The organism is Vibrio sp. 10N.222.52.B12 (assembly GCF_002875385.1).
Lineage (GTDB): Bacteria > Pseudomonadota > Gammaproteobacteria > Enterobacterales > Vibrionaceae > Vibrio > Vibrio jasicida.
The window spans coordinates 67,967-80,520 of record NZ_MDAW01000036.1; the positions used below are offsets into that span (position 1 = coordinate 67,967).

Genomic DNA, 12,554 nt, shown 5'->3' on the forward strand with positions numbered 1-12,554 from the left:
TAAAGTTACGTGTGATTGGCAAACACGAAAGATTACGAACGCGAAACGCTAGATAAGAAAAAGGCTTGCCAAGTGGCAAGCCTTTCTAATTTTCGCTATCGATTAACGATGCTTGTTGCGTGCACCCTGATCACCTGCGCTCTTCTTTGGCTTACGGCGAGAAGGGTTGTTGCTGCGGCCTTTAGGCGTATTTACGCGCTCTTCGTGACGCTTAACAGCGCGACGGATTTTTTGGCTACGAGCACGTTCACGTTTACGTGAGGTGTTGTCTTTGTTCAGATCAAGCATGGTTTCTTTTTCTGGACGAAGCTCTACCAATTCGCGTAGGTAGTTTACTTCTTTAAGATCAAGTTCCATCCAACCACCACGAGGCAGTTTCTTATCCAGATAGATATCACCGTAGCGAACACGTTTTAGACGGCTAACCGTCGTATCTTGCGATTCCCACAGACGGCGAACTTCACGGTTACGACCTTCGTTGATAGCAACATAAAACGTGTGGTTCATACCTTCGCCACCCGCATATACCACATCTTCGAAACGTGCCATACCATCTTCAAGTTCAACACCACGAACTAAGTTTTTCACTTTCTGTTCAGTTACTTCGCCGAAAACACGAACAAGGTATTCACGCTCAACCTGACGGCTTGGGTGCATAAGGCGGTTCGCCAGTTCCCCATCTGTTGTAAACAGCAGCAAACCTGATGTGTTAGCATCAAGACGACCTACTGAAATCCAACGAGAACCACGGATCTTTGGCAGACGATCGAAAACAGTGCGACGACCTTCTGGGTCGTGACGAGTACACAGTTCACCTTCTGGCTTGTAATAAGCCAAAACACGACAGATCACTTCTTCTTGTACCTTCGCAGACACAACGTGACCATCGATACGAACTACGCTGTTCTCATCTTCTAGTCTTTCACCAAGTTTAGCTACGACTCCGTTCACGCTAACGCGACCAGATTTAATTAACGATTCAATCTCGCGACGAGAACCGTGACCTGCGCGTGCTAATACTTTTTGTAACTTTTCGCTCATTTATCTACCTATGTGTCGTCTTCACAGACGTCGAGACCAGAATTGGTCTTCATTTTGCAAGTTACCCATGTAAATGGGATTTTTTCGGTCGGACATTATACGAGATTCTCCCATTTAATGTAAGTGAAATCGTCCAGATTCTCTCGTTAAAATCTCGCTCTAAAACTCACACTTAACTCATCATCTTCTCCAACTTAGTACTAAGCCGCACTAGGGTAGAACCGCACTATTATGGGTCTGTCCACACCTCTGAATTTTTGGTGCACCTGATAAAATTATCAAGGTTATAAGAAAGATAACTGTTCAGCTTGCTAGCTCCCTTAATCAGATAAAAAGGAATAATAAATGTCTCATACAAATCTTGACCTAAATTGGATATTTGGCACCTCAGAAGACGATAACATGACCGGAACAAAAGGCTCAGATACCAACGACGTTTTCGTCGGTTTTGGTGGCGATGATAAGTTTGTTGGTTTCGACGGAAATGACTATGTCTTTGGTTGCCGTGGTGACGACACTCTATTAGGCGGCAGAGGTGATGACTTACTGGCTGGTGGTTCAGGCGATGATTACTTGTCTGGCGGCTTGGGTAATGACTCTCTATTTGGTGGTTGTGGTGACGATACGATTTTCGACTACTCTGGCAACAACTTCATCAATGCCGGTTGGGGTGATGATACGGTCGTCGTTGGTGATGGCAACTCTGTGATTGCTGGTGGATGTGGTGATGACACGTTCGTAATGACAAACCGTCTTGCGGTTGGCGTTCCAGATCAGCCAGTTTCCTCAAACGACATTGAAGTGAAAGCAGAGATCCTAGACTTCAACATTTGCCACGATAAGCTTGTATTTGATATGGGTCTCGATACCAACGACGATGGTATTCGCGACACGTTCCTCGATTCCGCAGACGACCTAACGCTGTCATACAACGACTTTGGTTGGGCTGTGTTCTCTAGCGACGAGTTTAATGTGGAAGTAACGTTGAAAGGTATTGATGCGGGTTACATGAACTACATTGAGCACCACAATATCGATATCTTTGACTTCGCATAATCCACGAATGTGAACTTCTACTCATTGATTCAAAAATTAAAGGGAGGCGTCTTCGCCTCCCTTTCTTATTTAGCTTTGTGCTAATTTCGTATTTGCTTTTGAGTTGACGAGCTTACTCAAATGGCGCTGGGTCACCAGCACCTACGCGCGCTATCACTTGCTCACCATCACTAAAGTCAATCACTGTTGTCGGTTGCTCACCCAGATACCCACCATTAAGGATGACATCAACCGCGTGCTCTAATTTGTCACGAATATCCTCAGGGTCCGATTCCGTCACGTCACTACCTGGCAAAATTAGCGATGTTGACATCAACGGCTCTCCAAGCGCTTCTAATAAGTCCAATGCGATACGGTTATCTGGAACACGGATACCAATCGTTTTGCGTTTTGCGTTCATCAAACGACGCGGCACTTCTTTTGTGCCTTTGAAGATAAAAGTGTAAGGACCCGGTGTGTTGTTTTTCAGTAGTCGGAATGCCGAGTTATCCACTCGAGCGTACAGAGAAAGCTCCGACAAATCGCGGCACAACAACGTAAAGTTATGCTTGTCATCCAGACGACGGATCTGACAAATTCGTTCCAGCGCCTGCTTGTTCTCCAATTGACAGCCTAGTGCGTAACCTGAATCGGTTGGGTAAACCACCACACCGCCGTTACGAATGATTGCTACTGCTTGATTGATCAAGCGAGCCTGTGGGTTTTCTGGATGAACGTAAAAAAACTGGCTCATTGTAATTCCTCATTATCGAACCTCTCGGCTCTATATTTTTTATGGCGTTTCGACTTCGTCAGGTTGAGCATTCAACGAAGGATCAATACCCCAATCTTTCCAAACTGGTTCTACACCCGCAGGCAACCAGAGGTTTCTTCCCAACTCCATCCACGGTGACGGATAGTGAAAATCACTGCCTTGAGAAGCTAATAGTTTGTATTGTATAGCATAATCAGCCAAGTTGCGTCTTTCTTGTTGTGCTTGTTGGGGCTGAGCCACTTCCATAGCATCACCACCCGCCTCCACAAACGCAGCCAGCATTCGCTTCACCCACTTGGCGGTAAGTTGATATCGCCCTGGATGTGCTAAAACCGCTTGTCCACCAGCGGCATGAATCGCGTCGACAGCGTCTTTCATTGAACACCAGTTTGGTGGAACATAACCTGGATTGTTACGCGTCAAAAACTTCTTGAACACCATCTGCATGTTCTTTGCGTAGCCATTGTCCACAAGCCATTTAGCAAAGTGAGCTCGTGTGATTGGCGCATCACCGGCAATTAACTGAACTTCTTCGAGCACCCCATCGCGAGTGGCTTTCTGTAGACGCTCTGCAATCAGCTGCGCCCTTGCTACGCGATGCGTTTTCTGTTGCTGAATTAGCCCAACCAATGCTGGGCTTTCCGGATCAATATTCAAACCCACAATATGGATGTCTTTGTTCTGCCAAACAGTCGAGATCTCGATACCGTTAATGATTTTGAGCGGCAGATTATTTTCTTCAACGTATTGCTTGGCCGGAGCTAAGCCGTCAACCGTATCATGATCCGTGATCGCCAAAACCTCGATATCAAAACTTAGTGCCCGATCCACCAAATCACTCGGTGCAAATCGACCATCCGAGGCTGTAGTGTGGCTGTGTAAATCAATTCTCATCTTTTTGTCGTTTTAATGCTGTTTTGGGGTTGACTTTTTATCTCTGCACTAGTTAACTAGTACACAAATACGAAGTACCTATTTAAGGCTCACCATGTTACAAGAATTTAACCAAAACCAGAAAGCGAAAGTTGCGGTTCGTCTGAATAAGATGAATTCCGTAGACGTTGCTTGGTGGCGCACTTGGACAAGTTCTTGGTGGGCGAACGTGTACTTCTAGTTTAGAGAATTAAATGTCACAAAGCCCGCTACTTCAGCGGGCTTTTTGTTTTGTCGTCCATCTCACATTCAACTGCTTAAACATTCATCGAATATGACCAAAACTTGATTGGGTGAACGTTTGCTTTATGCGACTATGTACGGCAGGAAGATGTAAACAGCTATAAGGAGGTCTTGTGAACAAGGCCATTGAAATTAAGAAACTTGGACAGCTTGAAGTGCTAACGGCTTCCGTCCCTTATACTCAAGACCCGACTCGCTTGTTCCACACGCTATGTGAGAACAAAACTGACAGCCTATTGCTGGAATCTGCTGAAATCGATTCAAAGCAAGACTTGAAATCCCTGTTACTGGTTGATTCGGCAGTTCGTATCGTCTGCTTTGGTCACACTGTCACCATGCAAGCTCTCACGGATAACGGCAAAAACCTACTAGCACACTTAAACCAAAATGTCCGTGGTGATGTCTCTCGTCAATTTGACGTTGACACATTAACGCTAGAATTTACACAACCATGCGACACACTGGATGAAGATTCTCGTCTACGTGAAGCGTCATCTTTTGATGCACTTCGCTTGGTTCAACACAGCTTCGATATCTCAGAGCAAGACAAACACGCAATTTTCCTTGGTGGTCTATTTGCCTACGACTTAGTTGCGAACTTCGAACCGTTGGGCAATGCAGAAGCAACTAATCAATGCCCAGACTACGTGTTTTACGTAGCAGAAACGCTATTGGTTGTGGATCATCAGACAGAGTCTTGCCATTTGCAGGCAACTTTGTTTGTCGATGATTCTCAAAAGTCAGCGTTAAAAGCAAGAATCGAAGAAATCAGTACTCAATGTACTTCTCCTAAGCTGCTACCTAGTGCAGCCCAACTTGAGAATGTTCACGCTCAACCTAGCATCGAAGATAAAGACTTCTGCCAAATCGTTCGTGACCTTAAAGAGTACGTAGTGAAAGGCGATGTATTCCAAGTCGTACCATCTCGTCGATTCACGCTACCTTGCCCTTCTCCATTGGCGGCCTACAAAGAACTTAAACAGAGCAACCCAAGCCCTTATATGTTCTACATGCAAGATGAGCTATTCACTTTGTTTGGCGCATCACCAGAAAGTGCGCTTAAGTACGAAACCGATACCAACCAAATTGAAATCTACCCAATCGCAGGCACTCGTCGCCGTGGCAAGCGCCCTAACGGCGAGATTGATTTCGACCTAGATAGCCGCATCGAACTTGAACTGCGCACCGACAAGAAAGAAAACGCAGAACACATGATGTTGGTTGACTTGGCACGTAACGACGTCGCTCGTATTGCTCAAGCTGGCACTCGCCACGTAGCAGACCTTCTAAAAGTCGACCGCTACAGCCACGTAATGCACTTGGTATCTCGTGTGGTTGGTCAACTACGTGAAGACCTAGACGCACTGCACGCATACCAAGCGTGTATGAACATGGGCACGTTGACAGGCGCACCTAAGATTCGCGCAATGCAGTTGATTCGCGATGTAGAAGGCGCACGTCGCGGTAGCTACGGTGGTGCTGTGGGTTACCTAACTGGTGAAGGCACACTCGACACCTGTATCGTGATCCGCTCAGCGTACGTTGAGAACGGCATTGCTCAAGTCCAAGCTGGTGCTGGCGTGGTATTCGATTCTGATCCACAAGCGGAAGCAGACGAAACGCGCGGCAAAGCACAAGCGGTAATCTCTGCTATCCAAGCAGCGCATAAGTCACAATAAGGAATAGGGTTCAGAGATGGCTAATATCATTTTTATCGACAACTTTGACTCGTTCACCTACAACCTTGTGGATCAATTCCGCTCGCTAGGTCACTCAGTCAAGATTTACCGAAATAACATCCCAGCACAAACCATTGAACAAGCGGTGAACGAGCTTGAAAACCCAGTGGTTCTGCTATCGCCTGGTCCTGGTGCACCGTCAGAGGCAGGCTCAATGCCAGAGCTTATCCAACGTATGAAAGGCAAAGTGCCGATGATCGGCATTTGTCTTGGTCACCAAGCGATTGTTGAAGCGTACGGCGGTACCGTTGCTGGTGCAGGAGAAATCATTCACGGTAAGGTCTCCATGATGGAGCACCAAAACCATGCGATTTACCAAAACCTACCATCACCACTTGCGATTGCGCGTTACCACTCGCTAGTTGCGACCAAGGTTCCTGAGAGCCTAGCCATCACAGCAGAAGTGGATGACTTGGTAATGTCTGTTGTACATGAAGAAGATAAAGTTTGCGGGTTCCAGTTCCACCCGGAATCTATTATGACGACCTACGGAGCAACACTGTTGGCCAATGCCATTGAATGGGCACTTGAAGAACAAACTTCAGCGAACCCACTCACTGCTTAAAAAGCACTTGGCACATAAGAAATTTAGGAGAGGAAATATGGAAGCAATCATCAACCCTATTATTACTAAACTGTACGAGCAAGAATCGCTTACTCAGGAAGAGAGCCAACAGCTATTCGACATCATTATCCGTGGTGAACTAGACCCAATTTTGATGGCGTCAGCACTGACTGCACTAAAAATCAAAGGCGAAACACCAGATGAAATTGCAGGCGCGGCGAAAGCACTTCTGGCAAACGCAAACCCATTCCCTCGCCCAGATTACGATTTCGCAGATATCGTAGGTACTGGCGGCGACGGTCACAACACCATCAACATTTCAACCACTGCGGCGTTTGTTGCTGCAGCATGTGGTCTAAAAGTAGCGAAACACGGTAACCGCAGCGTCTCCAGCAAATCAGGCTCTTCTGACCTTCTTGATTCATTTGGTATCAACCTAGCTATGAGCGCAGAAGATACGCGCAAAGCGGTAGACGATATCGGTGTTGCTTTCCTATTTGCACCTCAATACCACGGTGGTGTGCGCCATGCGATGCCAGTGCGTCAAACCATGAAAACACGTACCATCTTTAACATTCTTGGCCCACTGATTAACCCAGCTCGTCCAAACATCGAATTGATGGGTGTTTACAGTGAAGAACTGGTTCGTCCTATCGCTGAAACCATGCTACAAATGGGTATGAAGCGCGCCGCGGTGGTACACGGCAGTGGCTTGGACGAAGTAGCAATTCACGGTGAAACAACCGTTGCCGAAATCAAAGACGGTAAGATCACAGAATACAAACTAACGCCTGAAGACTTCGGTCTAGAAGTACACCCACTAGAAGCGATCAAAGGTGGCGATCCTGAAGAAAACAAAGCGATCATTACCAATATTCTGACGGGTAAAGGTACAGACGCACAATTGGGTGCAGTGGCAGTAAACGTTGCTCTGCTAATGCGTCTATTCGGCCACGAAGATTTAAAAGCCAACACGCAACAAGCGATTGAGGCAATGAATTCAGGCAAGGCGTACCAATTGGTACAACAACTTGCCGCACACGCTTAAGGAATTGAAGAAGATGACTGACTTCAACACTCAGCAAGCTGACAACCTGTCTGAACACGTTTCTAAGAAAGAAGCAGAAATGGCAGAAGTACTGGCTAAAATTGTCCGCGACAAATATCAGTGGGTAGCAGACCGTAAGGTGTCTCAACCGCTAAGCACATTTCAGTCTGATTTGCTGCCATCGGACCGCAGCTTCTACGATGCTCTGAGTGGCGAAAAGACGGCATTCATCACCGAATGTAAGAAGGCATCTCCTTCTAAAGGTTTGATTCGTGATCACTTCGACTTGGATTACATCGCATCGGTTTACAACAACCATGCAGATGCCATTTCAGTCTTAACAGACGAAAAGTACTTCCAAGGTAACTTTGACTTTCTTCCTCAAGTGCGTGGTCAAGTCAAACAACCAGTTATTTGTAAAGACTTCATGGTAGATACCTACCAAGTTTACCTAGCGCGTCATTACAGTGCTGATGCTGTCTTGCTAATGCTGTCTGTCCTCAATGACGAAGAGTACAAAGCGCTAGAAGAAGCAGCACACAGCCTGAACATGGGTATCCTGACCGAAGTCAGCAACGAAGAAGAGCTTCATCGTGCCGTTAAGCTAGGCGCACGCGTTATCGGCATCAATAACCGTAACTTGCGCGACCTAAGTACTGATTTGAATCGTACTAAAGAACTGGCGCCGACAATTCGCGAATTAGCACCAAATGCGACCGTGATTTCAGAGTCTGGCATTTATACGCATCAACAAGTTCGTGATTTAGCGGAATACGCAGACGGCTTCTTGATTGGTAGTTCACTGATGGCAGAAGACAACCTTGAACTTGCAGTACGCAAAGTCACGTTGGGTGAAAACAAAGTCTGTGGCTTAACGCACCCAGATGACGCAGCAAAAGCGTATCAATCTGGCGCAGTATTTGGTGGCCTGATTTTTGTCGAGAAGTCGAAGCGTGCGGTTGACCTTGAGGGTGCTCGCTTAACCATGAGCGGTGCCCCACTGAATTACGTTGGCGTTTTCCAAAATCACGATATCGATTTTGTTGCTTCAGTCGCAACCTCTTTGGGCTTAAAAGCGGTGCAACTGCACGGGCAAGAAGACCAAGCTTACGTAAACCAACTCAAAGCCGAACTACCAGCAGCGGTAGAAGTTTGGAAAGCTTACGGCGTGACAGATGCGAAGCCAGAACTGCTTGCAGACAACATTGACCGCCATCTACTAGATGCGCAAGTTGGCACCCAAACTGGCGGAACCGGTCAAGTGTTCGACTGGTCACTGATCGGCGACCCAAGTCAAATTATGCTAGCGGGCGGACTGTCGCCAGAAAATGCTCAACAAGCAGCGACACTAGGTTGCTTGGGATTAGATTTAAACTCTGGTGTAGAAAGCGCACCAGGCAAAAAAGATTCACAGAAGTTGCTCGCGGCCTTCACCGCTATTCGCAACTACTAAAGCTGGATATCAGCTAAAAAATTTAAAGCTATTCGTAGCGAAAAATACGAGAAGGAATATAACGATGGCAAAACTGAATGCCTACTTTGGCGAATACGGCGGTCAGTACGTTCCGCAAATTCTAGTTCCAGCATTGGAGCAACTAGAGCAAGCGTTTATCGACGCGCAAGAAGATCCAGAATTCCGCAGCGAATTCATGACGCTTCTTCAAGAGTATGCGGGCCGTCCAACGGCTTTGACTCTAACTCGTAACCTAACCAAAGGTACGAAAACCAAACTGTACCTAAAACGTGAAGACCTACTTCACGGTGGCGCGCATAAGACCAACCAAGTGTTAGGTCAAGCACTGCTTGCGAAACGCATGGGTAAAAACGAAATCATCGCTGAAACAGGCGCAGGCCAACACGGTGTTGCAACCGCACTAGCGTGTGCACTACTTGGCCTTAAGTGTCGCGTGTACATGGGTGCAAAAGACGTTGAACGTCAAAGCCCGAACGTATTCCGTATGAAGCTAATGGGTGCAGAAGTCATTCCTGTCCACTCGGGTTCAGCGACACTTAAAGATGCATGTAACGAAGCGCTACGCGACTGGTCTGCAACTTATGAAGACGCGCACTACCTATTAGGTACAGCGGCAGGTCCTCACCCATTCCCAACCATCGTACGTGACTTCCAACGCATGATTGGTGAAGAAACGAAGAATCAGATTTTGGCACGTGAAGGTCGTCTTCCTGATGCGGTTATCGCATGTGTGGGCGGTGGTTCAAATGCGATTGGTATGTTTGCTGACTTCATCGAAGAAGAAAGCGTTCGCCTAATTGGTGTTGAGCCAGCAGGTAAAGGCATCGATACAGACCAGCACGGTGCACCACTTAAACATGGCAAAACGGGTATCTTCTTTGGTATGAAAGCGCCATTGATGCAAGATCCTAACGGCCAAGTTGAGGAGTCTTACTCTGTATCTGCGGGTCTTGATTTCCCTTCAGTTGGTCCTCAACACGCGCACCTAAACGCAATTGGTCGTGCAGAATACGACAACGTAACAGACGATGAAGCGTTAGAAGCATTCCAAGAGATTGCACGCCATGAAGGCATTATCCCTGCCCTAGAATCTTCTCACGCAGTGGCACACGCACTGCGTATGGCTCGTGAGAATCCTGAGAAAGAACAATTGCTGGTAGTCAACCTATCTGGTCGTGGTGATAAAGATATCTTCACTGTGCATGCCATCCTAGAAGAAAAAGGAGCGATCTAATGAGCCGTTATGAAAAGATGTTCTCGCGTCTAAACGAGAAAAACCAAGGCGCATTTGTACCGTTCGTAACGGTTTGCGATCCAAACGCAGAGCAGTCTTACAAAATCATGGAAACACTGGTTGAATCTGGCGCAGATGCCCTTGAACTTGGTATTCCATTCTCAGATCCGCTAGCCGATGGCCCAACCATCCAAGGCGCTAACATTCGCGCGTTAGACTCAGGCGCAACACCAGATATCTGCTTCGAGCAAATTGGTAAGATCCGAGCTAAGTACCCAGAGTTGCCTATTGGTCTTCTGATGTACGCGAACCTTGTTTACTCTCGTGGTATCGAGAACTTCTATGAGCGTTGTGCAAAAGCAGGCATCGATTCTGTTTTGATTGCAGATGTACCAACTAATGAAAGTGCCGAATTTGTTGCTGCTGCAGAGAAGTTTGGTATTCACCCAATCTTCATCGCACCACCAACGGCAAGTGATGAAACACTGAAGCAAGTATCAGAGTTAGGTGGCGGCTACACTTACCTACTATCTCGTGCAGGTGTTACTGGCGCAGAAACCAAAGCAAACATGCCTGTAGGTCACATGCTCGATAGACTGAACCAATTTGATGCGCCACCAGCGTTACTTGGTTTTGGCATCTCTGAGCCAGCACAGGTGAAACAAGCACTAGAATCTGGTGCCGCTGGTGCGATTTCTGGCTCAGCCGTGGTGAAGATCATTGAAGCGCACGTTGAGCAGCCACAAATCATGCTAGACAAGCTAAGTGAATTCGTTTCTGCTATGAAAGCAGCAACACAAAAATAACGTATTACTACTCGCATAAATATGAGATCGATTCCTTATTTACCATTCGGGATCGATCTTTTTTTTTAACATCCATTCTCTAAATTCCCCTCTTTCTTACCATATATTTTATAAACATCACCTAGTAAAAATATCAGCACGATCGATGGCAATCGTTTGCTTGTGATTAAAAAACTACCATTCATCAGTGAATTCCCGATCAGTTGATAAGTTTGTACGGAAATTGTATTGCTAATTGTGAATGATAAGTGTAAAAAGCAAGGCGATATAATTATCCAAATAATAACTTTATATTGGTGGGTAATTTTAGGATTTTACATTTTATTAGCACAGAGGTTATGGAAGTGTTAAACAAAAAGAGTTTGCTAAACAACATTGGCGTACAAGTCGTCATTGCAATGATCGTAGGTACTGCCGTTGGTGCCTTCATGGGTCAAAGCGCGACAGTATTTGCACCACTAGGTGCTATCTTCATCAACCTGATCAAGATGCTTGTGATCCCTCTGGTCGCAGTAGCGCTTATCTCAGGTGCAGCAGGTCTAGGCAATAGCCAATCTGCAGGTAAAGTGGGCTTGGTAACCCTAGGTTACTTTGGTCTAACGTCTGCCCTAGCTGTCGCACTAGCACTGTTTATGGGTGAAGTATTCCAACCAGGCATGGGCATCGACGTTTCTGGCGTTGAAGGTATGTTCTCAGCTGAATACGCTTCAAAAGGTGAATTACCTACTTTCTGGGCAACCATCACTGGTATGATCCCAACTAACGTTTTCCAATCACTAAACGAAGCGAACATCCTTCAGATCCTTGTGTTCTGTATGTTCTTCGGTATCGCGATTTCAAAACAAGAAAAATCACGTCGCGAGCCAATCATCAATGGTGTTAACTGCATCGTTGACGCTATGGTTTGGATGATCAACAAAGTGATGATCATTGCGCCTATCGGTGTATTTGGTCTGATGGCTGAAGCGGTAGGTACGTTCGGGTTTGGTGCCCTAATGGTGGTCTTCAAACTGTTCGTCGTTTACGTAGCGGCAATCCTAGTGTTCGGCTTCGTAGTTTACCCAGCAATGGTACATATCTTCACTAAGACATCGGCGAAGAAATTCGTATCAGCAATGAAGAAGCCACAAGCAGTTGCCCTTTCTACCGCCTCTTCAATGGCAACGCTGCCTGTAACAATGGATACGTGTGAGAAAGAGTTGGGCGTAAGAAACTCAACCGCTTCATTTGTTTTACCGCTTGGCGCAACCATCAACATGTCAGGTAACGCGATTTACTACGGCCTAGTGGCAATCTTCTTTGCGCAACTGTTCAACATCGACCTAGGCATGGGCGCTTACGTTGCGATCATCGTCACTTCGACACTGGGCGCAGTAGGCCAAGCAGGTGTTCCTGGTCCTTCATTCCTAGTAGTCGCGGTACTGCTTGCTGCTGGTATTCCAATCGAAGGTCTCCCACTATTGTTTGCGCTTGACCGTATCTTCGACATGATTCGTACCGCACTAAACATCACAGGTGATGCAGCATGTGCCGTTATCGTGGATGCACTTATTGAAGAAGAAGCACAACAAACTGAGCTTCAAAAGCAAGAAGCATAATTTAAATTAACGCTCATTCAAGCCGCTCCATCGAGCGGCTTTTTTTACGATAAACCTGCCTTA

Annotated in this window: 12 protein-coding genes and 1 other annotated feature; of the genes, 9 read left to right on the top strand and 3 right to left on the bottom strand. The window is 46.5% G+C overall.

All coding sequences use genetic code 11. From position 1 onward, the window contains the following. Positions 1-102: 102 nt before the first annotated feature. A complete protein-coding gene (gene rluB, locus BCT11_RS02355; RefSeq protein WP_038871854.1) occupies positions 103-1,041 on the bottom strand; it encodes a 23S rRNA pseudouridine(2605) synthase RluB in 939 nt (312 codons plus the stop codon). Positions 1,042-1,386: 345 nt separating this feature from the next. On the opposite strand from rluB, the gene BCT11_RS02360 reads away from it, so the two are divergent. Then, entirely contained in the window at positions 1,387-2,097 is a 711-nt protein-coding gene (locus BCT11_RS02360) for a calcium-binding protein (RefSeq protein WP_038871856.1), read from the top strand. Positions 2,098-2,209: 112 nt separating this feature from the next. Here the strand turns inward: BCT11_RS02360 and BCT11_RS02365 are convergent, their stop codons facing one another. Both BCT11_RS02365 and BCT11_RS02370 read right to left on the bottom strand, forming a co-directional pair. Further along, a complete protein-coding gene (locus BCT11_RS02365; protein ID WP_102386973.1) occupies positions 2,210-2,830 on the bottom strand; it encodes an L-threonylcarbamoyladenylate synthase in 621 nt (206 codons plus the stop codon). Between the two features lie 39 nt (positions 2,831-2,869). Continuing rightward, the gene (locus BCT11_RS02370; RefSeq protein WP_038871860.1) at positions 2,870-3,745 is read right to left on the bottom strand and encodes a PHP domain-containing protein; all 876 of its coding nucleotides are present in this window, start codon (positions 3,743-3,745) and stop codon (positions 2,870-2,872) included. A 94-nt stretch (positions 3,746-3,839) separates the two neighbouring features. Between BCT11_RS02370 and BCT11_RS02375 the strand changes: the two genes are divergently transcribed. The 8 genes from BCT11_RS02375 to BCT11_RS02410 all read left to right on the top strand — a co-directional run bounded on the left by BCT11_RS02375 (position 3,840) and on the right by BCT11_RS02410 (position 12,491). Continuing rightward, positions 3,840-3,965 carry a trp operon leader peptide gene (locus BCT11_RS02375; protein WP_042603980.1) on the top strand — a complete coding sequence of 42 codons (126 nt, stop codon included), beginning with the start codon at positions 3,840-3,842 and terminating at the stop codon, positions 3,963-3,965. After that, positions 3,912-4,015: a sequence feature (Trp leader region), on the top strand. It overlaps the preceding gene by 54 nt. A 125-nt stretch (positions 4,016-4,140) precedes the next feature. Next, on the top strand, positions 4,141-5,706 hold the full coding sequence (locus tag BCT11_RS02380; protein ID WP_038880509.1) for an anthranilate synthase component 1: 1,566 nt from the start codon (positions 4,141-4,143) through the stop codon (positions 5,704-5,706). Between the two features lie 16 nt (positions 5,707-5,722). After that, positions 5,723-6,331 carry an aminodeoxychorismate/anthranilate synthase component II gene (locus BCT11_RS02385; RefSeq protein WP_102386974.1) on the top strand — a complete coding sequence of 203 codons (609 nt, stop codon included), beginning with the start codon at positions 5,723-5,725 and terminating at the stop codon, positions 6,329-6,331. Between the two features lie 37 nt (positions 6,332-6,368). After that, positions 6,369-7,379 carry an anthranilate phosphoribosyltransferase gene (gene trpD / locus BCT11_RS02390; protein ID WP_102386975.1) on the top strand — a complete coding sequence of 337 codons (1,011 nt, stop codon included), beginning with the start codon at positions 6,369-6,371 and terminating at the stop codon, positions 7,377-7,379. Positions 7,380-7,392: 13 nt separating this feature from the next. Beyond that, a complete protein-coding gene (trpCF, locus tag BCT11_RS02395) occupies positions 7,393-8,832 on the top strand; it encodes a bifunctional indole-3-glycerol-phosphate synthase TrpC/phosphoribosylanthranilate isomerase TrpF (RefSeq protein ID WP_102386976.1) in 1,440 nt (479 codons plus the stop codon). Between the two features lie 64 nt (positions 8,833-8,896). Then, positions 8,897-10,087 carry a tryptophan synthase subunit beta gene (gene trpB, locus BCT11_RS02400; protein ID WP_005376781.1) on the top strand — a complete coding sequence of 397 codons (1,191 nt, stop codon included), beginning with the start codon at positions 8,897-8,899 and terminating at the stop codon, positions 10,085-10,087. After that, the gene (trpA, locus tag BCT11_RS02405; RefSeq protein WP_102386977.1) at positions 10,087-10,893 is read left to right on the top strand and encodes a tryptophan synthase subunit alpha; all 807 of its coding nucleotides are present in this window, start codon (positions 10,087-10,089) and stop codon (positions 10,891-10,893) included. The genes trpB and trpA overlap by 1 nt, the downstream gene beginning before the upstream one ends. Positions 10,894-11,231: 338 nt before the next feature. Then, positions 11,232-12,491 (top strand): dicarboxylate/amino acid:cation symporter, encoded by a 1,260-nt coding sequence (locus tag BCT11_RS02410; RefSeq protein ID WP_038871875.1) that lies wholly within the window; start codon positions 11,232-11,234, stop codon positions 12,489-12,491. Positions 12,492-12,554: the final 63 nt, after the last annotated feature.